The sequence below is a fragment of the Buttiauxella warmboldiae genome (assembly GCF_003818135.1).
GTDB lineage: Bacteria > Pseudomonadota > Gammaproteobacteria > Enterobacterales > Enterobacteriaceae > Buttiauxella > Buttiauxella warmboldiae.
In genome coordinates this window covers 56,256-78,895 of the sequence record NZ_RPOH01000064.1, presented here as the reverse complement: position 1 = coordinate 78,895, position 22,640 = coordinate 56,256, and the positions used below count along the sequence as shown (strand labels likewise).

Sequence of the window (22,640 nt, the reverse complement as noted above, 5' to 3'; positions counted from 1 at the left end):
GGTGCGCAGACGCCCGGGGAACAAGAAAAAGTAGTGCCATTTAATAGGGATGAACTATGGGAAAATTACAGTCCGTGGCTTTATGGCTTGCATGTAACCTGCTTGTTGCTCAGGGACATGCCGATGACACGACGCAATACATAAGCACTCAGGCGCTCTCTGAGCAGCAACAACTACCGGCGCTTGATGGCTCATCCAGCCTGCCACTAAACGCCCCGGCGCCAGGAACACTGACCCTCAACGATGCGGTGAACCGTGCGGTGAGCTGGCACCCGAGCATTTATGAAGCCATCGGCAAGCTGGCCGGGCAGTCAGAACAGGTTAACGTCGCAAAATCAAAGTACTACCCGCAAGTCACGGCTGGCATGAATAACGGCTACAGCAACAGTTATACCGACAGCGGTTTTAGCCCGTCGCTGGTGCTTTCCGTTTCGCAGATGCTTTACGACTTCGGCAAAGTGTCGAGCCAGGTACGCGCCGAAAGCGCGGGCGTAGCCCAGGAGCAGGCGAACGTGCTGGTGAGCATTGATAACGTTGGCCACGACACGGCTAACGCCATGATTCAGGCGCAGATGTGGCAGCAAATGGTCACTATCGCCAAAGATCAGCTTGATGCCCTGAGCGCTATTGGCCGCTTAACCGAGAAGCGCAACGACGAAGGGGCGACGTCGATGTCAGACGTGGTGCAAACCAACGCGCGTATTGAATCCGCCCGATCGCAGCTGATTCAATATCAGGCCAATCTCGACAGCGCCCAGGCCACATTAATGAGCTGGCTGGGCTGGAACAACCTCAACGGCATCAGCAACGAATTCCCGAATAAACTCGCCAAAAGCTGTGAGATCACCAAACCCGACGACCGCTTAGTGCCTGCCGTTTTAGCCTCCTGGGCGCAGGCAAGCGTGGCGCAGGCGAATCTCGATTACGCCAACGCGCAAATGACGCCGACCATTTCGCTTGAGCCGCAGGTTCAGCACTACCTCAACGATAAATATGCCAGCCATGAAGTGCTCGACCGCACGCAATATTCCGCGTTTATCAAAGTTGAAATGCCGATTTATCAGGGTGGCGGCTTAACGGCGCGGCGCAAGGCGGCAAGCCACGCGGTGGAAGCGGCGCAATCTGGCGTGCAGCGCACCCGGCTGGACATTCGCCAGAAACTGATGGAATCGCGCAGCCAGGCGCTTGGTTTGATGGGAGCGGTTCAGGTGTTGCAGCGCCAGGAAGCGTTAAGCGCGCGTACCCGCGAACTTTACCAGCAGCAATATCTGGATTTAGGTTCCCGCCCGCTGCTTGACGTGCTGAATGCGGAACAGGAGGTTTTCCAGGCCCGTTTCGCCCAGCGACAAATCCTCAGCCAGCTTCATCAATTGCAGCTCAATTGCCTGTATAACAGCGGGCGATTGCGCAACGCATTTGGCCTGGAGCACCGCATTATCCAGTCGCTGGAGATCCAGCCATGAGCAAAATCCCGCCTCCGGTTGATGAACACCTGAACGAACAATCGCTGAGCCACTGGGCGCAGTTGATTAGCCACGTCGCCGCGCATTACCGCGTGGTCTGCTCACCCGGCACTATTCAGGCCAACGCCCCGTGGTTTAAAGACAAAAACATGCTTTCAGCGCTGACGCAGCTATCGCGCCAGGCGGGGCTTTCATTTCACATGCTGAGCACCCCGGAACGGGCGATTGGCAAATGGCGGTTGCCGATCGCGGCCTGTCTGAACAACGGGCAGCTGGCGGTTATAGAACATTTCGACGGCGAAGATAGCGTCGATATTTGTGTGATTGACGACCAGCGCCAGACCAACCGGGTATCGCTCGCCAGCCTGCTGCCTGAAATCCGTTTTGTGGCTGCACTTCGCCCGCTATCGGCACTCAAAGACAGCCGTGTTGATGCGTATATTTCGCGCTTCAGCCCGGACTGGCTCAAAGAGCTGGTAATGCAGGATTTGCGCCCGTACGGCCCGGTGATGCTGGCGGCATTTTTGATCAACGTGCTGTCGCTTTCCGGCATCCTTTTTTCGATGCAGGTTTATGACCGCGTGATCCCGGCGCAGTCTTACCCCACACTGTATGTGCTGGCGTCCGGCGTATTGCTGGCGGTGATATTTGGTTTTGTGCTGCGCGTGGCGCGTGGCCATATTATGGACGTGCTCGGTAAACGTGCGGACATGCGCATTTCCGACCGCGTGTTCAGCCACGCATTACGCCTGCGCAACAGCGCTATTCCCCGCTCCACCGGCAGCTTTATTTCCCAGCTTCGCGAACTCGAACAGATCCGAGAAATGATCACCTCATCGACGATCTCGACGATCGTCGATCTCCCCTTCTTCTTTATGTTCATCATCGTGCTGGCCGTTATCGCCCCGCAGCTGGCGTGGATCGCCCCCGTGGCGGTGGTATTAATGATTTTGCCCGGCCTTTTGCTGCAAAAAAAACTGGCGATGCTCGCCAATCAGTCGGCGCACGAGGCCACTTTACGCAACGCTGTATTAGTGGAAAGCGTGCAGGGGCTGGAAGACATCAAGCTGATGCAGGCGGAAAACCGCTTTTTGCAGCAGTGGAACAGCTACATTCGCATTACGGCAGAGTCCGGCCTGCGTACGCGCCAGCTTTCACAGGGGTTAATCAGCTGGGGCATCACTATTCAAAGCCTGGTGTATGCGGCGGTGATTTTGTTCGGCGCACCGCTGGTGATTGAAGGCGATATGACCACCGGTGCGATGGTTGCCGCATCCATGCTGGCATCGCGCATGATTGCGCCGATGGCAAACCTGTGCGGCGTGCTCGCTCGCTGGCAGCAGGTCAAAGCGGCAAAACAAGGCTTGGACAGCATTATGCAATTGCCCGTCGAAACCCAACGCGGCGAAAGCCTGGTGCATCAGGATATTTTCCACGGCCATTATCTGTTTGAAAATGCGCATTTTCGCTACCACAGCGACGACCAGCGTATCCCTTTGCGCATTGCTCATCTCGAAATTCAGCAGGGCGAGCGCGTGGCGGTGCTCGGGCGCAACGGCGCGGGGAAATCAACGTTACTTCAGGCGCTGGCGGGCGGCGTTGATTTGATCCGCGGCGATGCGCGGCTCGACAATCTGAGCATGACGCAAATTGATATGGCGGATTTGCGGCGCAACATCGGTTTTATGAGCCAGAACGCCCGCTTATTCTACGGCACGCTGCGCGAAAACCTTACCCTTGGCGCACCGAATGCCAGTGACGAAGAGATCTTCGAGGTGCTGGAAATAAGCGGTGCCGGTAATTTTGTTAAACAACTGCCAAAAGGACTCGCGCACCCCATTATGGAAGGCGGGACGGGGTTATCGGGAGGGCAACGCCAGTCCATTTTGCTGGCGCGTATGCTGTTGCGCTCCCCCAATATTGTGTTACTTGATGAACCTACCGCCTCGCTGGATGACCACACCGAACGCGAATTTATTCAGCGCCTGGGGCAATGGCTGGGGCATCGCACGTTAATTGTCGCCACTCACCGGGTACCGATGCTTGAACTTGTGGAACGGGTGCTGGTTCTGAAGGAGGGGCAGCTGGTGATGGATGCGCCGAAAGCTCAAGCGCTAAGTAACAGTAACAACAGCCGCGCCACCGTACAGGCAAACGAGCGGGAGTGGAAAAATGAAAACCAGTCAGCCTGATATCGCCATTGATGACCCGGATATGAAGCGTGAAAATGAATTTTCCGGCGCCAGCCGCATCATTATCATAAGCGCCTTACTTTTTATTTTGTTCGGCATTTGGGCATGGTTTGGCAAACTTGATGAAGTGTCTACCGGCACCGGGAAAGTGGTTCCCGGTTCGCGTGAGCAAATTTTGCAGTCGCTTGACGGAGGCATCGTCACCGAAGTGCTGGTACACGAAGGCGATAAGGTCGAAGCCGGGCAAATCGTCGCCCGCCTCGACCCGACCCGTTCCGAATCCAACGTTGGCGAAAGCGCTGCCCGTTACCGCGCGTCGCTGGCCTCCAGCGTGCGGCTTAACGCAGAAGTGAACGACCTGCCGCTGGTATTCCCCGACTCGCTCAAAGCCTGGCCGGATCTTCTTGCGTCCGAAACTCGCCTGTATAAAAGCCGCCGTGCACAGCTCAACGACTCCGCATCCGACATACAAGACGCGCTGGTTTCGGTAAATAAAGAGCTGGCGATTACCCAACGCCTGGCGAAAAGCGGCGCGGCCAGTAACGTTGAAGTTCTGCGTTTACAGCGGCAAAAAAGCGACCTGCAACTCAAAATTACCGACCTGCGTTCGCAGTATTACGTGCAGGCGCGCGAGGCGCTTTCCAAAGCTAATGCCGAAGTCGATATGCTATCGGCGATAATCAAAGGCCGCGAAGATTCGGTATCGCGCATGACGGTACGCTCGCCGGTGCGCGGTATTGTAAAAAATATTCAGGTGACGACGATTGGCGGCGTTATCCCGCCTAACGGTGAAATGATGGAAATCGTGCCTGTTGACGATCGCTTGCTGATTGAAGCTCGCCTCTCCCCGCGTGACATCGCGTTTATTCACCCCGGCCAACGCGCGCTGGTGAAAGTCACCGCCTATGATTACGCCATTTATGGCGGCCTGGAAGGTATAGTTGAAACTATCTCGCCGGACACTATCCAGGACGAAGTGAAACCGGAAATCGTCTATTACCGGGTATTTATCCGCACCCACCAGGACTTTCTGGAAAATAAAGCCGGACGCCATTTTTCTATCTCACCGGGAATGGTGGCCAGCGTGGATATAAAAACCGGGCAGAAAACCATCGTAGATTACCTGATCAAACCGTTTAACCGCGCCAGTGAAGCGCTGCGTGAACGTTAACCGGGTTGAGGGGTGGTAACCCATGATACATCTCTGTTATACTCCGCCTGACACTTGTGGGGCTGATTCTGGATTCGACGGGATTCGCGAAACCCAAGGTGCATGCCGAGGGGCGGTTTGCCTCGTAAAAAGCCGCAAAAAAATAGTCGCAAACGACGAAAACTACGCCCTAGCAGCTTAATAACCTGCTAAGAGCCTTCTCTCCCTAGCTTCCGCTCTTAAGACGGGGATCAAAGAGAAGTCAAACCCAAAAGAGATCGTGTGGAAACCTTGCCTGGGGTTGAAGCATTAAAACTAATCAGGATAGTTTGGTAATGGCGTGTCTACCCGCAGTTGCCCGGCGAATGTAAAGATAGACTAAGCATGTAGTACCGACGGCGTAGTAATTTCGGACGGGGGTTCAACTCCCCCCAGCTCCACCACTTTTTAGTTGTTTGAAGTACAATGAAGTCTACTAAGCCCGCATAGCACAAGCTTTGCGGGCTTTTTTACGTCTATTGTCGTCCAGTGAGAATTGCTGAGAACTATCACATATGGCACCCTGAATGGGACCCACTAAGAAGGGTCCAAAAAACGAGGGTCCCAAAATGGCAAAAATCGCTAAGAAGCTCACTGACACTGAAATCAAAAGCACCAAGCCAGCCGACAAAGAAATCAACTTGTTTGACGGAGATGGTTTGATACTACGAATTGCTCCCCTCTCGAAAGGAGGAAAGAAGAATTGGTATTTCAGGTATGCAGTGCCAGTGAGTAAAAAAAGAACCAAAATGAGCCTTGGGACCTATCCTCACCTTACACTGGCAAGAGCCAGAGCCTTACGTGATGAATATCTTTCCTTTCTGGCAAATGGTGTTGATCCACAAATCCATAACAACGATAAGGCGAAGGCATTAAAGAGTGCTACTGAGCACACTCTCCAAGCCGTAGCGCGGAAATGGTTAGATGAGAAGGTAAAGACATCAGGTATCTCACAAGACCATGCAGCAGACATCTGGCGCAGCTTAGAGAGAAATGTCTTTCCTGGTCTGGGTAATGTCCCTATCAATGAGATCCGGCCTAAGCTCTTAAAACAACACCTTGATCCTATTGAGCAACGAGGGGTGTTGGAAACTCTACGCCGCATCATTTCCCGTCTGAATGAAATCTTCCGGTGGGCAGCCACTGAAGAACTTATTGAGTTCAACCCGGCTGACAACCTTGGCCAAAGATTCAGTAAACCAAAAAAGCAAAATATGCCTGCCCTTCCCCCAAGCGAATTGCCAAGGTTTATGGAATCCTTGACGAATGCTTCAATCCGGTTGGAAACACGTATGCTAATTGAATGGCAATTGTTGACATGGGTTCGTCCGGGTGAAGCCGTTCGTGCAAGGTGGTCTGATATTGATACAACCAACAGCATTTGGAACATTCCTGCTGATTTTATGAAAATGAAAAAGCCTCACAAAGTTCCTTTGAGTAAAGAAGCTTTGCACATCCTTGAATTAATGAAATCAATAAGTGGGCATAGAGAATGGGTTTTCCCCAGCATTAAAGCGCCTCTTAATCATATGCATGAACAAACAGCCAACGCAGCTATTATCCGAATGGGGTTTGGAGGCGAACTTGTAGCTCACGGTATGCGTTCGATTGCAAGAACAGCGGCAGAGGAGTCAGGTAAGTTCAGAGCTGAAGTTCTTGAGGCAGCACTCGCCCACTCTAAAAAAGATGAAATTATCGCAGCATACAATCGTGCAGAATATCTGATAGAACGACAGAGTTTGATGCAATGGTGGAGTGATTACGTTCAAACTCAAAGAGCTAAAGCTATCGCTGCTTGACTGATACAGGGGATTAGCAAGAAGGATAGGGATAGCCTGGAAAGCCCATATGCTGACGAATGCCCCTTAGCTAAAACATTCTCATCGGATTGAAAGCGCACATGTACATAAAACCAGTATAAAAACATAAGGTTATATAACTAAACTTTGATACGTATGCTTCCATATGTTTTTAGTGTTTGATATGGTGAAAAAAAGATACTGATGTTTTTTTATGCTTTCATTGCTTGTTTCCTTAGTGGGCTACCATATGGATTTCTTTGAAAAAACTAATGCTGACAAAAATTCAATAGGTTTTACCTATCAAGATTACGTTGCTTTAAAACATGCCTTAGAGCTTAAACCAGAAGAACACATTGGGATTGAAGTTTATGACGATCTCCATCTTGAGAGCATCGAGGGTCATAAAACTTTGGTTCAAGTTAAACATTCAATTAACAAGTCTAATATAACTAATAAAGACATAGACTTATGGAAAACATTATATAATTGGTCAGAGGCGATTAAGACCATAGGCGACAAAAGCATTAGCCTTATTTTTTACACTAACAAAGGTCTTACCTTAGAGCCTGGTATCGTGCAACTTTTGACTAACGACACTAAGGACATTGAAAAAATAAAAGATGAAATAGAAAAGATAGAACAAGATCATAAAAATAAGTCAGATGACCTCTATAAGTATATTTCTATCATAAACTCACTCGATAGCAATTCTTCTAAACGTTTATTTAATAGTATAAGTTTTCAACATAGCGAAGATGGGATCATCCGCCAAATAAAAACATTACTAAAAACATTAGCAATCCCTGATGATAAAATAGATGATGCTTTTAATTATATTTCAGGTGCTTTTTTTAAACATAAATATGATTTGGTTAAAAATCACACCAAAATAAATATAAGTTATGATGATTTTCGAAATAATTTGGGAATAGATAGGATTATTCAAATTTCAAGAAATTGTATAAATAATTTCGACCAATACTACGATTTTGAATCTGCATACCCAACTAACGTTGAATCAAAGATATCTTACAAACAACTCAAAGATTTGGATTTGAATAGCGATTCAATCGTAAAATATATAAATGAAATGGCCAAAACAGAAGCTTTCATTCAAAAATTGCAAAGCTCTGGAGATTTAACAACTCAAGAAGAAAGACTAATATATCTAAAAGCGCTTGATGAATGGCAATCACGTCATTCAGCAACGTATATACGAAGCCGTTTTACAGAAATAAATGAAGATCATCTTAATAAAGCCTTCTCTGTCTATACTGAATTGACAGGAAACTGTAATATTGTGTTGGATAAAAATCAATTACCTAAATCTATGACTACAGGAACGTTCTTGCTCCTTTCAGATAAGCCCAAAATAGGATGGCTTCAAAACTGGGAGTCAGTCTATAAATGAAAATATATAACAATGAGCTTTTGGGTATATTCTCTTTGCAAGAGGTGTTATCAATAGCATCAAATATTGAAATAAGCAATGCAATGCTAATTTTACCAATTATATTTCATAAAAAAAGCTTAGATTACCTTGCCCACAAGAGAACCAATACACTATCTTTTCAAGATCTACTATTAACCAAGCCCGAAATAATAGTATCCATAAATAAAAGATTCTATAATTTCCTTCCATCCTCAGTTAATTGTGTTTCATTGTGCCTTGAAAATGGAATAGCTGAATTAGAACACGGTAAATTAGCATTTAAAAACAAGTTAATATTAGATAATGCGATCCCGTTTATTGGCAAAAGAGCCGTAAAAATACAGGCAGCATCTATAAATGTTGCACGTTTATTATTAGAAGAACCACACAATATATATGACATTTGTGGAGTTAGATTATAATGCAGATTACTAATATTTTAATATGGCAAATTGATTCAACCTTGAGGAATTTAGAACTTGAGGAAAATAAGGTAAATGTAATAACAGGTGATTCTGGCAAAGGGAAATCCTCAATACTGGCTATCATTGATTATTGCCTTTTATCCTCATCATCTGATGGTATATCAAAAACAAATGTCGATAATTTTGTAAATTGGTATGGGATTAGATTAAGTATAAACGGTAAATATTTCACTATTTGTAGAAAAGCGACACACTTTGAAGAAGATGATCTAGTTTACTTTGACAAAAATGGAGACATTCCACAAATCCCTATTAACAATATCAAAAAGGATGTTTTAAAAGAACATCTGAATTATGAGTTTGGTATTAATAGTTCTCTAAAAATCCCTTATGGTGGTAGATTCATACAACAAGGGTCAAAAGTATCCTATAGATATTTTATCCCGCATTGCTTTATAGATCAAACAACACTAACCTCTTCAGAACATCTTTATTCGAAAATCTCTGATTTAAAGACAAGAGAGCGTATTGACCGAACCTTTGACATGGCTCTTGGCAGTGAAAACGCCGAAACTATGATAATGAGAACGCGGTTAGAAGAATTACAAAGGAATCTTGCTCGTATCGAATATAAACAGTCGGCTAGCAAAGACTCTTATTTCAATTTCGAAAGTGAAATAGAATCATTATACGACAGGGCGTATTATTTTGGTTTAATAAGTGGAAACAGCAAGAATGAACCAACTGTAAGTGATAAACTTGAAAATTTGAAAGCGATAGTTAATTACAAGAATATAAACGAAATCCCAGCAATTAATGAAAGAACAAAAATTGAAAAAGAACTTTTCCTCTTAAAAAAAGAACTGACAGACATTAATGAATATATAGAAACAAATACTGAATATAAGAAGTTTTTAAAAGACAACCAAGACTCTCTTTTAATAGCCAAATATTTAGATGATAATTATAGCGAAATATTATATACAAAAAACATCTATTCAATCATTAAATCCTTATTGAACCAAAGCTCAGAGATAAAAAAGGCTATAGCCGAAAAAGGACAAAACTCACTCATATCAAAAACAAATGCTAAGAGAAAAGAGTTAGAACTTAAAATATCATCCTTGAGTAAAAAACTTGCAACTGTTAGTGATGAAAAAATCACACCAATCGAGCTTTATCGGTTCATGGGTGAACTCAGCTCTGAAATTAAACGGATAGTTGTTCTCCCTAAATATGATTATACTGATACTATAGAAAAGATAACTACTAAAATTAATGAGTTAGAAAGCAAGATAACAGATAATAATGCCTTTAAAGAATATACATTGAGTTTACTGAACGGAAAAATAAAGGAAATATTCAAACGGATGCCTTTAAAAGGATTTGAGGATGCAACTCCGATATTCAACAAGGCAAAAAAACACTTGATTTGATAAATAAAAATCAAGTTGAAAAAATGATAGATATTGGAAGTGCTTCTAACTATATGTATGTACATGTAGCTTATTTCCTTGCACTTCACGAATTGGTAAGAGATAGAAAAGTACCGTGGGTTCCACGATTCTTAGTCATTGACCAGCCCAGCACTCCATATTTTAGTACTGCTGGTAAAAAAACTGATGACTTTGCAAGTCTTGATGCAGCCCTAAATGAAATTAATTCTTTTGTTGAGAAAATGCGGTCTCATGGTGGTTTCCAAATAATACTGTTAGAGCATATTGAAGAGTCTTATTGGCTTGACAGAGAAATGACGAACTTTACTCTTGTTGATAATGAATTAAGAGGCAATTATGGTTTAATTCATTTCAAATAAAATTGTACAGAGATTATGAGGGCACTATGATTGCATAAATAGTGCCACAGCTTATCAGCTACGGGGTTTATAACCAACATCCAGAGTAAATTTTGAAAGTTCTTAAAAATGTTCAATAAACAATGGTGGTGTAAGTTTCACATAACACCACCACATAAGATTTTAAATCCATCAATACACTCAAATTGTATTTATAATGTGGTAATTAGAATGTTCTTTTCTCTCCTGAAATTATTCGATAAGGAAATTCAATATTTTTAATCAACCGTTTTTCGGCTTTTTCTTTTCCTTTTTCTTTTTGGGTTTTTCGTGATGCGAATAATATATCTTTGGTTTCAAATTAAATCCTTCAACAACTTCCTTCCAAGTTTGAACCGCTAATAAAAATTGAATAGAATTGATGTCAATCAATTTTTTGGCTTTTGTAGTAGTTGAGATCCATAAAACCACATCAGTAATTTTCTCTTCAAATTTTACTACTCCTCTTACTATAGTTTGAATTGTAGTTTTTGACTGCTCAATATTATAAATTAGATCATGCGGTTTATCTGATATCTTTACAGCAATAATCTCTCCATTTTTATAAAGATCTGCAACTTCAACATTGTAGTCCTTTCCATCATCACGTAAGGATGGTATTTTTTTGAGCTGGCGATCTAGAAGTATATAACCTTTCTCAACAGACATCTTTTCATTAAAATAGTACTCTCTATATTCTAATTTGTCTTTAGAAGTTCCTTCTTCGATTTGTTTTATTTTTTCAGCTTGCCATGCTTTGAATTCGTCTTCCTTTAGAGCATCTTTAACCTCAAATTTTATACTGGCTAAAGAGGTAGACAAATACTTCATAAAGGCAGAGTTAAATCGACTCCACCCTCCCTTCTTAAGGAAGTAGTGCTCACTGCCATCGCTATAAGTAATACTCAATATTTCTTTTAGCGAGGCCGTATGACCACTGTTATTTTCATTAGTTATCTTAACAAAAACTTTATTGATATCCTTTATGTCGTTGTTTTTTATAAATTGCTTAACATCTGTTATTTTTATATCATTAACCTTATCTGCTGATTGAAGATACTTTCCACTCCCCTCAACTTTTGTGTGCAATTTAAAAAATGTCAAAGAATTATTAATTACAATAGAGGCACCAAAAGATTGAATCTCATCTATAATAACATTTACATCATCTTTAATGATCGATTGAAGTAGATAATTATCAAGCTCATCTATCTTTGACTCGTCAGTGATTTTTTCCGATTTAGGAAATTCGATTTTCTCTTTGGTTGCCAACGAAGAATCAATATCATTGAAGACATCTACTAATGCAGTAGGGGCACCATCTAAACTTAGCTGTATTGAATCAGAAAAAGTTATATTATTACATCCCCACTTGTCAGTTTCTTTGGCTTTTGTTTTAAGATGTTCGATGGATTCGCCAGGAAAATATGATCCTTGCACAAACTGTGAATATGACGATGCCTCCTGACTCTTTCCCCCACAAAAGAATCTACTTTTCTTGAGCAAAATATTTTCATCATTAGCTATACGCATTGCCACATTCAGCCCAAAGTCTGCTTCAATAAACTTGCTGAGATAAAAATGTGATTTACCAAGACTGATAAGATAGCAATTCTCAGGGTCCTTTTCTTTAAATCCTATTAGCAGGCCAAAATAGAATATATTATGAGGCTTTTCAATTTCTTCATTGAAGAAATCACTAAATACATCCCACCACCATACTTCATTTCCTTTTAACTTATCAGAAAAATAAAATTTGAGTTGATAAGATTGATGTAGAATAGTTTTTTGTTCGACAAGCCCTTCTTTAATGATTTTTTTTGTCAATTCTGGAAGACTCTTATATGGCATTCTATATATGTTATAACTGACTGACATTTAATCGCCTCTGAAATATATATTCATACAAGTTAATGTTAAAATGAACAATTTTAAATATACTTAATTTATCGAGCTAAAATACTCAATGAATTTAACAACTGTGTATCCAAGGTTTCACTTGTGGGTACTGGCAGTCCGTTCGCAATGCGATAATTTTTTATTGACTGCCTTGTCGAAGGCCCCATTATGCCGTCAATATTTCCGTTGTAATAACCTTTGTCCAGCAAAGCGAATTGAACCCGCATGATTAAGCGCTTACGCTTCTCTGTACCAGAAGTCAGCCCATTACTTGCACGGTTAGCTTCTGTAGTTCCAACAGAATTCGTAGTAGTAGAGTTGTTATTGTCGTTAGAACGAAGCGAACGCACAGAGGAAGAGGACGATGAGGAACTTGTTCCTGAACTTGAAGACCCAGATGAGCTTGGTGAGCTGTATGTTTTTGGATAATAAGGAGTGCTGCCACCATAGTACCCGCCACCTGATGATGATCGGTGAGAACTATGGCTTCGATGGGAGCTATGACTGCGATGCCCTGCAATGTAGAATGGAACTTCGGTGTTAAGTGGGGCTATCACTAAATCATGTTCATTAAGAGTCATACCAGGCAAATCACTTGCTCCGGTGGATGAATCACTTGCCCATACAGAATTATTGAGCGCCAAAAATCCCGGAAGTAGAGCAGCAAAATTAAATTTTTTCATAAAATTGGTCTCGGTGGTTGATGAAAACGGCCTGTTGAGGAACTGAAATAACCAGTACAGGAAGACTTCTGAGTGCATTCATCACATTCTTTAGGATAGTAATTTTTCCAATCAGAGATCGACTGAGCAGCAAGCTCCCAAGCTCTTTCGGGAAGATGACACAAAGGATAATTAAAAATTGTTAGAGGTATACCTGACCTGTGCGCAGCGTCTATGGCGGAGATTATTTTCTCACTATAACTGCTGTGCTCAATGAAGATTGTTGACCAGTTCTTTCGTGCCCAACCGATAGATTCCAGCCCCATAAGGGAAATCTGATTGATGTTGGAGAACACACGGCCAACGAACTCTACAATATCATCCAATTCTGTATAGTTAGCCAGTGTCGGAATAACTCTAAGTTCGATATTAATCCCTGAGTTTCCTGCATTAATTAACCCCTTAACCGTTTCATTAAATGCGCCATCATTCCCTACCAGATGATCATGCACAAGTGGTCTTGATGAGTAGAGCGGGATACCAAAGGTGATTTTTATCTTTTTGCTTCGCTTTGCCATTTCCTGAGTAAAGTTGATATCAGAAAATTTGCGTCCGTTTGTTAAAACATGCAAAGCAGTATCTGGTGAATTCTCGATGATAAAATCAATGAAGTGAAGGAAATCATCTCCATACAGCAAAGGTTCTCCACCGCTGACCCCAACAACTCCATCCAAACCAAATGAAGCTATAGCAAGAGCTGATTGGGTAAGTAGCCAGTCATCATTTGATTTCTTAGGTGGCTGCGAACAAAACAGACACAAGTTATTGCAGCGTTCCGTTACTAAGACAGTATTATGATTGGCTCTGCGGGACAGAATTACGCGTATCATATTGCCATTGTTGATTATCCCAATATCTCCATCTTCAATTGACTCATATAATTCAGTGCTAATAACAGAGAAATCAAAGCATGGTTGAATGGCATCATTATTGCCTTCAGCAACTACCAGTAAATTGGGTAAAAAGAATAAAGGGTTCATTGGTTTTTGTTTGCATAACCGATAGAACCCCGTGGGCACATTCTTTTTTGAAGCAAAATGAAAGATATCGTTCCTAATAACCTCAGACATATGCCCATCCTTTTAGCATCTCAGCCTTCGGACCACCTTCTGAGATGCAGTTCATCAGATACCTGAACATCCCCTTGTGATACTGACAAAACGTTGAACGACTCCTATCACCGACAGGCTCACCCTGTACACTTATGTTCTGGCATGGATCTGCACCGCAAAATGGTTGATATGCACATGTATCACAACCCGGCAGAGCAAAATTGAACGATGAACTCAACACTGCGTTATAGTAAGGACTCTTAGAAAATGATAGCGTTTTAACCTCACCCGCACTGAACTCCGTTTCAGGGTTCACCTTCTGCAACATACGGCTCTCATCGCTACCATATACTCGACCGTCATAATTGAAAAGAATACTGTTAAGCACGACCCCGCTTGGCGACTTTAAATCCGCATAACCACTAAAGCCGGGATTGAAGATCCTTTTCAGATGAATGGAGGCCGAATGTTCCACAACCCTTATCCCTTCATTATTCATCTTAAGGATTTCATCTATCAACGAGGCATAGAAACTGAAGTATTCCTCCATAGAAAATGTGAACGATGCTTTTTGTGCAAACCCATAGGGACTAACAGGTCGGATAAACATGTCCTTGAGGCCAAGAGACAAGTGAGCCTGGACAATCGATTCAGGATGCCTAATGAGATCTTTAGTAACTGTAGTAACCGTTGCAACGCGACCAGCGCCTAAAGACCGTTTGATAGCCTCTACCCCTGACACTGTTCTACTGTACGCAAGCCCATGACCAAGAATTCGATTACTGTTGTGAACAACTTCCTCACCATCAAGCGAAACAGAGAACGTTATGTTCCTATCTCTCGACCATTCAAGCATATCCTCATTCAAGACAGACAGGCTTGAAGCTACCACCATCTCAAAATCGGTGCTTCCCAGCGTTTCAGCACATTGCTCATAGATAGACTGAATTAAATCGAACCGCAAGAGTGGCTCTCCACCCTGTATCTCTATCTTGTAAGGTGGAGTTGATAGTTTTTTGATAGTAGAAATGATATCAGGGATGAGAGCGGGATCTAAATCATAACCAGAGGCGTTCACTGAAGCTCTACTGACCTGACAATACTTGCAGGTATGGTCGCAACGTAATGTGGGCACAATCATGAAAATTGGTCTGATCGCCAGTTCATTCATCAATCGTTTTGCAAAAGCAGAACTTAAAGCATAGGGAGCAATAGCTGATGAGCTTTCGTTGGTTATGAACAGCTTGCTTTCGAGTGCGTTTGATTGTTCCGCACTGATTTGCTCATCAGAAAGATCAAGCAGCTCTTGCTCATCAATGAAGTGATGAAAACCAGCGAGGTTGCTTATAAACACCTGTCCATTAGGCAATCTATCAAAATTGAATGGCATCAATTCCATCACGAAAGCCTTTCATCGACACTGCGAAGCACTTTATGGACAATAGAATCTCTCAACGCCCCTGTTTTATGCTGTAGTTTTTCTCGCAAAGTGTAATCATTCAGCAGCCTCTCAAATTCATAGAGGCATTCGGGACTATCGTTTTCAAAAGAGACTGTCCAGGAGGATATATCTTCACAAAGCTTCCACTGAGTAAGCGAAGTCATCCAGTACAGGCTATTGCGTATAACCCATTCAGAATAAACATCTTTTTTTAACATCCTTTCGCACATTGCCATTGCCTCACAAAACTAATAATCACAATCAGCAACCGCTTTAAAGCGGATTTTTCCTATAGAAATGAGGATACACCATTTAATTAATATGTTACAGGATGTTAGTATCTGAATGGCGACTCTGAAAAATGATGTTGCTTATCCTAGGATAATCAATGATGTTTTCTGATTATCATATGCCGCTTGAACCGGCAAACAGCTAAGAAGCTAACATGACGTTAAACGCAGGGGGTTTCAAAGAGTTGTTAGTGGCTCATAGTATGAGATGTATCCCTTCAGTAATCACAATGCGAAAGGATTCTGTACTGACTTAATCGAAAAAGCATGGGCCTGAAGCGTTGACACCATTGATGTCAAGGAAGCCTACAATCGCTTTCAATACCTTGAGCAACCTAGAAAGATGAGAGCTGGTGGGGGTGAGGATGAAAATTTAACTTCTTATGTGAAGATAAGTATGCGTGCAATTCTGATCAACACAAGCATAAATCAGAAACTACAAGCAAATGGTGCATCAGTATAAATCACACCGACTCAAGCCGCTGATTGATAAGGAATAAATCAACAATATAATACAACCTACCTATGAGCTACTTTTATGTCTTTAAGTTAGTAAATCATTATATTTAATCTTTCATTACTTTATGCTATAAAAATGATTGCGTGATTGTTTTTTCTTAAAAAGGATTTAGTCAAATGAATCATCCTCAGAAAGGTAGTTATATAAACAATAAAGAACTCGATTTTGTAAAGACAGAGTATCTTAAATTCACTGAATTTCTCTGCTCAGTAATAGGAGAGAATAGATTTAAGAAAAGCAAGTTTTGGTTTTTTCAAAAGCAACTTAGCAATCTAAGTGAATTGGATTTAGTAAACCAAACTAAGTTATTGGCTGCCATTAACAAATATGGAAGGTTACTGCCTATTTTTGCAGGTGATATAGATTTTTTAGAGAAAAATTTATTAAAATTAGTAAGTGGAAATCATTCATTCTCTAACTTAGAAGAAGAACACAATGATTTTTACTTTGAGTTTGATATGGCTTTGAGATACTTATTAAGAGAAGATCAAAAAGATGTAAACATTACAAGCGACTGCGACATTATTATTGATAATGACATTGCAATTGAATGTAAATTTTTACATAGCGAATCAGGATTCGAGCAAAATATTAGAAAAGCAAACAATCAAATAATAAAAAGAATCGAAGATGGTTTAGCTACAAGGGGATTCATCTCCATTGACATATCTCATTTAGTATCAAAGGAAGAGATACAAAATTTCATTAATTCAATATTTATTGAGTTTTGCGACCAATATAAGAGTCTTGGAACAAGCCCTGAAGATGCGCAATCACAAATACCCCGCAATAAGAATTTCGAAAAAATAATACAGGGCTATATAAATCAAAAAATTGAATATTATTATCATAAAGCTAAAAACACATATGTACACTTCAATCTTGATCCGAGAGTATTTGGAGTATTCTACCAATATGAAGACGTTTTTTTATTAGATTCGCATAAACATGCAACCTGCATACCTATTAGAACAGGTTGCTATGATATAAATGATGAATATATACACCAAAACCCATCTATAGATGAAGATGAGGTAAAAAAAGAGTTTTATTCCTTGGCTACTGGGATTTAATTCTTTTAAAAATTCTATCCCTTTGAATTCATTGGGATAGAATAAATGATAATATTATGAGTATCCATACCAGATATTAAGAAAACCATCTCTAAGCCTTATAGCAAAAGCTCTGCCAGAAAAAACGTAAAGAATTACGTTAAATATAGATTTTTTTAAGATTTAAACTTTACAAATCTGAGAATTAACCCCCATAAATAAGAAGGCTGTCATTTTATTTCAGGCTACATGCTTTCTTGAATTTTCGATAGTTAATTGAATCCATTCGTCTACTTCACTTTCAATGAAAGCAACAGAGCGCGCACCGATTTTAACGGGGGAAGGAAAACGATTTTGGTTGATGAGGTGATAGATCCAAGCTTTACCGTATCCAGTTCGATGCAGAACCTCTGGTAAACGAATAAGGCGGGTATTGTGCTGATTCATAGTCGTTTCCTCTTGTGTCGTTTTGATGGGTATGACTATACGAATGAATCAGCAAGAAAGAGACAGAAGCTGAGAACGCCAGAGCTAATAGAGGTTAGCCTTAGTCAGAATCTGAGATTTTCATCACCTCTGAAACTCTGATCTTTTTCAAATGGCTGTTCTTGTTGATGAACAGATTAAACTGGCGAATAAAAGGTATACTCGCCGCCTTCAAAGCAAGGGGTTTGTCTGTATCCCTGATTTGGTGGTTCAGGCGAGTGTTGATCTCATCATCGTCATCTGTATATAACAGGCGAGAAAGGCGGTCTTCTGATATACGTACTTTATGTAATTTTGACCATACCAGGATGTCGATCATGGGAATGAGTCTGTAATTAATGATTTTCTTGATGGTGCCATAGCCAAACCTGATCGAATCAGATGTATCGGCTTCGATACCCCGTACTTTACGCCATTGAGGAAGTGCAGCCTTTAGGGATTCAGCGATCTCTTCATCTGTCCCGTTTGCTAGGTCGATTTCGACCATGACAGTATCCCTGAACAATTTTGGCAAAACTTCCGATACAGGGCTATCGAGGAATTCTCTGTTAACAGAATACTCATCGCTTCCATCCCAAAAAAACAGTGAGTTCCGTAATCCAACTATGCTGAGTTGAGCCAGTCTTTCGGTTGTCGTCAAAAAGAAGTGAGGGGGCTGGTAAAGAGTATCCTCTCTTGTGAGATAGCCGAGATGCTTTTCTGTGATGAGAAAGGGCTTTCCAGTGAAGATCCTGTCGATGTAGAGCCTTACGGCTTCTGCTTCAAATTCTTCATGATATTGTTTGAAGAACAATGTCCTTGCCAGCAATTCATGGTAGAGGTGTATAAGCGGAAGCTCTTCGAATCCGCGATATGTATCTATATCCAGCCACTTCTTCACCTCTCTCGTATGTTCAACTGACCAGTTTTTCATAACGATCTCCAACAGGCATTAGACTTAATGTATGTAGCAAACGTAATCGACATGTTAAAGGAAGACCAATGAAATGAGTTCAGATGCCATCAGGAAGTTGAACCAAAAGGTTTGATATTTTTTGATACAGTTCGCTAACGGACTATTTTCAGGGGGTTATGCCGTTACGATTTATGGTTCCTTTATAGAACCAAAGGTAAAGTCAGAAACAACAGTTATCTAGAAAATTCAATCAAATAGATATCTAGTTACAGGGACCCCAGCCCGATGAAGTCCTGAAAGCCCTCATGGCACAAGCCCTGCGGGCTTTTTTGTGCATCCAATTTGTCCCGCGAAGTCTGACGCAAACTAATTAAATCCGAACCTTTTAGGCACCTTGTTAGTCACCTCATAAAGCTTTATTGTTTTTGAGGTGCCTAAACCATGGAAAACTGGCCAAAAAACTCTTTCCGTTAGTGATTGCAGCCGTTTTAGAGCCTATCCCAGTAGGCGTAATTGGCGTAGCCAGTTTGAACACGGAAGCGCGGAGAAACCGGAGCGTACACGTAGTACGTGAGGATTTCGAGCACTGCCCTGGTTCAAAATGGCAAGTAAAATAGCCCTAATGGGATGAGCTCTTATTGTATTCAGGAGATATGATGGCTACCGCGTTACTGGTTATTGATATGCAAAACTTTGTGACAGACAGAATAAATCGCGGAGTGGAAATGTTCCCTCATAACGCGATAGATAATATGCGTGCCATTCTGGAAATATTCAGAAAAAACATTAGCCCAGTGATACACATACGGCATCACTCCACCGAAGAGGGATCGTTATTGCACCACAGTTCCCCCCTTGCTCAGCCTGTAAAAGAGTTTGAAGAAAAATACGGTGAGCCTGTATTTGTAAAAAATACCTCTTCCGCATTCAGCTCAACTGGGCTGTTAACGTATTTAAAAGACCATCAACTCTCAGCGTGTGTTGTTATCGGTGCCGTCGCTGGATTTTGCGTCACTTCAACGGTCAGAGCCGGGGCTGATGCTGGTCTTAACATGACGGTGATTCAGGATGCTGTTATTAGTTTTGCACTTAAAGGTGATGAACCTGGGGCAAAACTAATCCTGGATGTCACACTTGCGCTTCTGGCTGCGGATTTTGCTACCGTGATAACAACAAAAGAGTTAAGTGAACAGCTATCAAGAAAATAAAAAACTCACCAAAATACAGCCCAAACACCATTCTGTGTAAATGCCTCTTCTCCGTAGTGACCGTCCAGGCGGTCACCGAACTCAATAATAAAATGGCCATTGCCATGCACCAGTCCCAATGCCATCGTCCATTTCTGTGAGGTCGCCTGGATCGGTATCCCAGCCCTCTCCTGCCGGAGTAATAATTCGTGCCCGCCCGACAGTCACAATATCGACGAGTTTCACCTCTTTCGGCAAACGCACCGCCTGACTGCGGTTACTTTTAAAAATTGTCGTCTTTTCCATTACTACCGCCTGCGTTTAAATTTCGTACCACTGTCAGCGGTAGTATCCCCATGGGATATGTCAACGGGATATATAAAATACCAGAAGCACACAATTCTATTAAAACAGTGAGACAGTGAGACAGTGAGACAGTGAGAGGCAAATATAGCAGTAATAGTGGCGCGGTTGCGGTAAGTATCAATGAGGTTGTCACCCGAGTTAATTACGCCGCCTGTTTTTCCCGCTCCTGATTTAGCATCACGCCATCCCGGCGTTGCCAGCGAGTTAAAGCCCGAAGATAACCACGCTGGCACATATTCCAGCGTGCAGAACAGGGGTTCCAAATACGCAGCAAGATAATACCGCATTAATAATTAAATGATTTTTTCTCAATCCAGGCCCCCTACTCCATTGATAATAAATGCCAGGAGTGGTTCATCTGCTGATGCAAAATACGCGCAATCAGAATATCGATATCACGGACAACATAAAAAATGGTATGTCGCTGAAATTCAATGCGCATCACACCTGGAACCGCAGGATAATCTCGCCCCATTTCTGGCATTCCGGCCAGTGTTTCAAAAAATGCCTCAAGCGCTTCGGTCCTGGCCTTCACCAAATTTAACGAGCATATAGCCATAAATGCTGATGAAGTCGTTTGCTACCCGTTCTGTCAGCTTATACATGATGCTTCAGCTTTCTCTGAGCGGCAATATCGCGCAATGTCAGAGATTTTCAGTTAGGTGCTCAGGCTCATTCATTAGCAAAGCGACCGCCGATAAAGTCCACATATGGCTGTTGTTATTTCTTTAGCCTCAACAACTGGTTAAGACCTCCATATCATGGTGCTTTTAAAATATCCCAAACAAAGGATTTTAATCACTCTGCTACTTAACAATTAGCTAACTAAAAAATCACTTCTGAGACAAAGCCATTTTTAATACATCAGCTGGGTCCAACGATAACAGATGAGCAATATGGGCAAACTCAATAACATCCAGACGACGTTCTCCGTTTTCCACTTTTGCGATAAATGACTGGGGCTTGCCCAACGCTTTTGCCAGTTGAGCCTGCGTCATCCCTTTATCACGCCTGGCAGACCGCAATGCCGTTATAACTAACTGATATTCAGAAGAATAAATTGATGGCATTTTTTAATATCCGATTTTATATCCAAAACAGGATAATCAATTAACGCGGTAATGATAAAGATATGAAGTTGTCTGTGATAGAAAAAATAGGTTTCAGGGCCTGAGATACTGCCATTAACATAGTGATTATCTCCATACAGTTGCTGCTGGCACTGATATTTACGGTTTACGGGCAGCAGATGGAACATGGCATGCCTTACCATTTTGGTTTCTATTGTCTGCACAATAGTATCGGGTGGAACAGGTTTACTAATAAATCTGGGATGACAACTTTATTGACACTTACAGACCTCATAACATTATTTTTTATAACGGTCCACGTTTTCAACGCACTGAGTCACTTCTTTCAATACCTGTTTTAATACCTGGCTCCTCTGCGCAACAGGCAAAAATTTAAATAAATGAAGAAGTAATTCCGTATCTTTAAATAATCCGTCTTCAGCATTCTCTCTCACTGAATCTCGAACTTTTGTATCGTCATCTTCGCCAAGAAGCCATGAGGTACTTCTGCCTGTAATCTGGGATATTTTCTGTAGTGTTAATGCTCTCGGCCAGGCTTTACCATGCAGATACTTCCTGATTGTCGTCTCAGTGACACCACATTTTCGGGCAAAGGAAGAATTACTTTCTCCCAGCATGGCTTCCGCCAGTCTGTCTTTAAAAGGACTTTTGTGATCTACGTCCAAATTTTGTTCTTCTTTTTTTATCATAAAATCGCACCAACCACTAACAAATTGATTTTTAAACATTTAAAAAAACAAACCTCTCGAACTTAAAGTCGAATTTAAACTTTACACTCGACCTTAAGTTCGATAAATTTAACTGACTGTTTTGCAGACACCCACACGCTGCAAACCTAATTCCTGAGCATCGCATAACCCGGGCAGAACTGTCACGCCTTCGCTCGCCCTGAAAATGCCTTACCTCACAAAAAATCAAAATTAACAAAGCGTTGTTAGATCTGCTTCCTGATATTTTGAATAAGGTAAACATAATGGTTAAACAAGACTGGCATCCCGCCAATATCATCGCCAACCTGCGCAAGCAGGGCACCAGTCTGGTAGCGGTTTCGCATAGCGTAAGGCTGGCCTCCTCCACGCAGGCACATTACCCGGCACGCCCGTTGCTGAAAGGTGAATGGCTGATTGCTACTGCACTGAATATTCATCCCGTCACGATCCCTCACCTGCATCAAGCCACCTGTAACCCATGGTTCTTTAACTACATTCCCGGCAGAGTTCCGGGCACACGTTTCTTATAAATCATTAATTTCAGACGGTTACATAAATTTCATCATTTTCTTGCGTGCTCTTACACAATAAG

At 42.1% G+C, this 22,640-nt stretch carries 21 protein-coding genes, 1 other RNA gene and 1 pseudogene; 12 read left to right on the top strand and 11 right to left on the bottom strand.

Translation table 11 applies throughout. From position 1 onward, the window contains the following. Positions 1–56: 56 nt before the first annotated feature. The 9 genes from EHN07_RS15025 (at position 57) to EHN07_RS20705 (ending at position 10,319) form a co-directional block, all read left to right on the top strand. The gene (locus EHN07_RS15025; RefSeq protein WP_124024889.1) at positions 57–1,463 is read left to right on the top strand and encodes a TolC family outer membrane protein; all 1,407 of its coding nucleotides are present in this window, start codon (positions 57–59) and stop codon (positions 1,461–1,463) included. After that, on the top strand, positions 1,460–3,655 hold the full coding sequence (locus tag EHN07_RS15020) for a type I secretion system permease/ATPase (protein ID WP_124024888.1): 2,196 nt from the start codon (positions 1,460–1,462) through the stop codon (positions 3,653–3,655). The genes EHN07_RS15025 and EHN07_RS15020 overlap by 4 nt, the downstream gene beginning before the upstream one ends. A 7-nt stretch (positions 3,656–3,662) precedes the next feature. Beyond that, positions 3,663–4,826, top strand: coding sequence for an HlyD family type I secretion periplasmic adaptor subunit (locus tag EHN07_RS15015; RefSeq protein ID WP_124024916.1), 1,164 nt, complete (start codon positions 3,663–3,665; stop codon positions 4,824–4,826). Between the two features lie 58 nt (positions 4,827–4,884). Then, positions 4,885–5,248, top strand: a transfer-messenger RNA (tmRNA) gene (gene ssrA / locus EHN07_RS15010). A gap of 165 nt (positions 5,249–5,413) precedes the next feature. Next, positions 5,414–6,643 (top strand): integrase domain-containing protein, encoded by a 1,230-nt coding sequence (locus EHN07_RS15005; protein WP_124024887.1) that lies wholly within the window; start codon positions 5,414–5,416, stop codon positions 6,641–6,643. A gap of 250 nt (positions 6,644–6,893) precedes the next feature. Next, entirely contained in the window at positions 6,894–8,057 is a 1,164-nt protein-coding gene (locus tag EHN07_RS15000; protein ID WP_223271244.1) for a hypothetical protein, read from the top strand. Further along, the gene (locus tag EHN07_RS14995) at positions 8,054–8,500 is read left to right on the top strand and encodes a three component ABC system middle component (RefSeq protein ID WP_000708540.1); all 447 of its coding nucleotides are present in this window, start codon (positions 8,054–8,056) and stop codon (positions 8,498–8,500) included. The genes EHN07_RS15000 and EHN07_RS14995 overlap by 4 nt, the downstream gene beginning before the upstream one ends. After that, positions 8,500–9,939 carry a coiled-coil domain-containing protein gene (locus EHN07_RS14990; protein WP_244202417.1) on the top strand — a complete coding sequence of 480 codons (1,440 nt, stop codon included), beginning with the start codon at positions 8,500–8,502 and terminating at the stop codon, positions 9,937–9,939. Before EHN07_RS14995 ends, EHN07_RS14990 begins: the two co-directional genes overlap by 1 nt. Positions 9,940–9,962: 23 nt before the next feature. After that, positions 9,963–10,319, top strand: coding sequence for a DUF3732 domain-containing protein (locus tag EHN07_RS20705; RefSeq protein ID WP_244202416.1), 357 nt, complete (start codon positions 9,963–9,965; stop codon positions 10,317–10,319). A 261-nt stretch (positions 10,320–10,580) separates the two neighbouring features. Here the strand turns inward: EHN07_RS20705 and EHN07_RS14985 are convergent, their stop codons facing one another. From EHN07_RS14985 to hxsD, 5 genes are all read right to left on the bottom strand, one after another. Then, positions 10,581–12,215 carry a DUF6119 family protein gene (locus tag EHN07_RS14985; protein WP_089675007.1) on the bottom strand — a complete coding sequence of 545 codons (1,635 nt, stop codon included), beginning with the start codon at positions 12,213–12,215 and terminating at the stop codon, positions 10,581–10,583. Positions 12,216–12,283: 68 nt separating this feature from the next. Then, on the bottom strand, positions 12,284–12,919 hold the full coding sequence (hxsA, locus tag EHN07_RS14980; RefSeq protein WP_124024886.1) for a His-Xaa-Ser repeat protein HxsA: 636 nt from the start codon (positions 12,917–12,919) through the stop codon (positions 12,284–12,286). Next, the gene (hxsC, locus tag EHN07_RS14975; protein ID WP_000005560.1) at positions 12,916–14,028 is read right to left on the bottom strand and encodes a His-Xaa-Ser system radical SAM maturase HxsC; all 1,113 of its coding nucleotides are present in this window, start codon (positions 14,026–14,028) and stop codon (positions 12,916–12,918) included. Before hxsC ends, hxsA begins: the two co-directional genes overlap by 4 nt. Further along, entirely contained in the window at positions 14,021–15,409 is a 1,389-nt protein-coding gene (gene hxsB / locus EHN07_RS14970; RefSeq protein WP_001610844.1) for a His-Xaa-Ser system radical SAM maturase HxsB, read from the bottom strand. The genes hxsC and hxsB overlap by 8 nt, the downstream gene beginning before the upstream one ends. Further along, on the bottom strand, positions 15,409–15,681 hold the full coding sequence (gene hxsD, locus EHN07_RS14965; protein WP_165452938.1) for a His-Xaa-Ser system protein HxsD: 273 nt from the start codon (positions 15,679–15,681) through the stop codon (positions 15,409–15,411). Before hxsD ends, hxsB begins: the two co-directional genes overlap by 1 nt. Before the next feature lie 696 nt (positions 15,682–16,377). Here hxsD and EHN07_RS14960 point away from each other — a divergent pair. Further along, positions 16,378–17,334 (top strand): hypothetical protein, encoded by a 957-nt coding sequence (locus tag EHN07_RS14960; protein WP_109266849.1) that lies wholly within the window; start codon positions 16,378–16,380, stop codon positions 17,332–17,334. 219 nt (positions 17,335–17,553) lie between these two features. On the opposite strand, the gene EHN07_RS14955 is transcribed toward EHN07_RS14960, so the two are convergent. Together EHN07_RS14955 and EHN07_RS14950 are read right to left on the bottom strand one after the other, a co-directional pair. Beyond that, positions 17,554–17,760 carry a helix-turn-helix transcriptional regulator gene (locus EHN07_RS14955; protein WP_001071599.1) on the bottom strand — a complete coding sequence of 69 codons (207 nt, stop codon included), beginning with the start codon at positions 17,758–17,760 and terminating at the stop codon, positions 17,554–17,556. Positions 17,761–17,860: 100 nt separating this feature from the next. Then, complete coding sequence (locus EHN07_RS14950; protein WP_124024885.1) at positions 17,861–18,712, bottom strand: DUF6387 family protein; 852 nt, start codon at positions 18,710–18,712, stop codon at positions 17,861–17,863. A gap of 635 nt (positions 18,713–19,347) precedes the next feature. Here EHN07_RS14950 and EHN07_RS14945 point away from each other — a divergent pair. Beyond that, a complete protein-coding gene (locus tag EHN07_RS14945; RefSeq protein ID WP_244202415.1) occupies positions 19,348–19,902 on the top strand; it encodes a cysteine hydrolase family protein in 555 nt (184 codons plus the stop codon). 156 nt (positions 19,903–20,058) lie between these two features. On the opposite strand, the pseudogene EHN07_RS20700 reads toward EHN07_RS14945, so the two are convergent. The 4 genes and pseudogenes from EHN07_RS20700 to EHN07_RS14925 form a co-directional block, all read right to left on the bottom strand. Further along, a pseudogene (locus EHN07_RS20700) lies at positions 20,059–20,187 on the bottom strand (AbrB/MazE/SpoVT family DNA-binding domain-containing protein); the annotation flags it as partial. 382 nt (positions 20,188–20,569) lie between these two features. Next, entirely contained in the window at positions 20,570–20,806 is a 237-nt protein-coding gene (locus EHN07_RS14935; protein ID WP_244202414.1) for a type II toxin-antitoxin system RelE/ParE family toxin, read from the bottom strand. 274 nt (positions 20,807–21,080) lie between these two features. After that, positions 21,081–21,317, bottom strand: coding sequence for a helix-turn-helix domain-containing protein (locus EHN07_RS14930; RefSeq protein ID WP_124024883.1), 237 nt, complete (start codon positions 21,315–21,317; stop codon positions 21,081–21,083). A 299-nt stretch (positions 21,318–21,616) separates the two neighbouring features. After that, positions 21,617–22,066 carry a helix-turn-helix domain-containing protein gene (locus tag EHN07_RS14925; RefSeq protein ID WP_124024882.1) on the bottom strand — a complete coding sequence of 150 codons (450 nt, stop codon included), beginning with the start codon at positions 22,064–22,066 and terminating at the stop codon, positions 21,617–21,619. A gap of 245 nt (positions 22,067–22,311) precedes the next feature. Between EHN07_RS14925 and EHN07_RS14920 the strand changes: the two genes are divergently transcribed. Beyond that, positions 22,312–22,578, top strand: a complete 267-nt coding sequence (locus tag EHN07_RS14920; RefSeq protein ID WP_124024881.1) for a helix-turn-helix domain-containing protein — start codon at positions 22,312–22,314, stop codon at positions 22,576–22,578. The last annotated feature ends 62 nt before the right edge of the window (positions 22,579–22,640 follow it).

Excerpts from the sequence above, each read along its gene's own strand:
- EHN07_RS15025 (WP_124024889.1), top strand. The coding sequence starts at position 57 with ATGGGAAAATTACAGTCCGTGGCTTTATGGCTTGCATGTAACCTGCTT.
- EHN07_RS15020 (WP_124024888.1), top strand. The coding sequence starts at position 1,460 with ATGAGCAAAATCCCGCCTCCGGTTGATGAACACCTGAACGAACAATCG.
- EHN07_RS15005 (WP_124024887.1), top strand. The coding sequence starts at position 5,414 with ATGGCAAAAATCGCTAAGAAGCTCACTGACACTGAAATCAAAAGCACC.
- EHN07_RS15000 (WP_223271244.1), top strand. The coding sequence starts at position 6,894 with ATGGATTTCTTTGAAAAAACTAATGCTGACAAAAATTCAATAGGTTTT.
- EHN07_RS14995 (WP_000708540.1), top strand. The coding sequence starts at position 8,054 with ATGAAAATATATAACAATGAGCTTTTGGGTATATTCTCTTTGCAAGAG.
- EHN07_RS14990 (WP_244202417.1), top strand. The coding sequence starts at position 8,500 with ATGCAGATTACTAATATTTTAATATGGCAAATTGATTCAACCTTGAGG.
- EHN07_RS20705 (WP_244202416.1), top strand. The coding sequence starts at position 9,963 with ATGATAGATATTGGAAGTGCTTCTAACTATATGTATGTACATGTAGCT.
- EHN07_RS14985 (WP_089675007.1), bottom strand. The coding sequence starts at position 12,215 with ATGTCAGTCAGTTATAACATATATAGAATGCCATATAAGAGTCTTCCA.
- hxsA (WP_124024886.1), bottom strand. The coding sequence starts at position 12,919 with ATGAAAAAATTTAATTTTGCTGCTCTACTTCCGGGATTTTTGGCGCTC.
- hxsC (WP_000005560.1), bottom strand. The coding sequence starts at position 14,028 with ATGTCTGAGGTTATTAGGAACGATATCTTTCATTTTGCTTCAAAAAAG.
- hxsB (WP_001610844.1), bottom strand. The coding sequence starts at position 15,409 with ATGGAATTGATGCCATTCAATTTTGATAGATTGCCTAATGGACAGGTG.
- hxsD (WP_165452938.1), bottom strand. The coding sequence starts at position 15,681 with ATGTGCGAAAGGATGTTAAAAAAAGATGTTTATTCTGAATGGGTTATA.
- EHN07_RS14960 (WP_109266849.1), top strand. The coding sequence starts at position 16,378 with ATGAATCATCCTCAGAAAGGTAGTTATATAAACAATAAAGAACTCGAT.
- EHN07_RS14955 (WP_001071599.1), bottom strand. The coding sequence starts at position 17,760 with ATGAATCAGCACAATACCCGCCTTATTCGTTTACCAGAGGTTCTGCAT.
- EHN07_RS14950 (WP_124024885.1), bottom strand. The coding sequence starts at position 18,712 with ATGAAAAACTGGTCAGTTGAACATACGAGAGAGGTGAAGAAGTGGCTG.
- EHN07_RS14945 (WP_244202415.1), top strand. The coding sequence starts at position 19,348 with ATGATGGCTACCGCGTTACTGGTTATTGATATGCAAAACTTTGTGACA.
- EHN07_RS14935 (WP_244202414.1), bottom strand. The coding sequence starts at position 20,806 with ATGGCTATATGCTCGTTAAATTTGGTGAAGGCCAGGACCGAAGCGCTT.
- EHN07_RS14930 (WP_124024883.1), bottom strand. The coding sequence starts at position 21,317 with ATGCCATCAATTTATTCTTCTGAATATCAGTTAGTTATAACGGCATTG.
- EHN07_RS14925 (WP_124024882.1), bottom strand. The coding sequence starts at position 22,066 with ATGTTTAAAAATCAATTTGTTAGTGGTTGGTGCGATTTTATGATAAAA.
- EHN07_RS14920 (WP_124024881.1), top strand. The coding sequence starts at position 22,312 with ATGGTTAAACAAGACTGGCATCCCGCCAATATCATCGCCAACCTGCGC.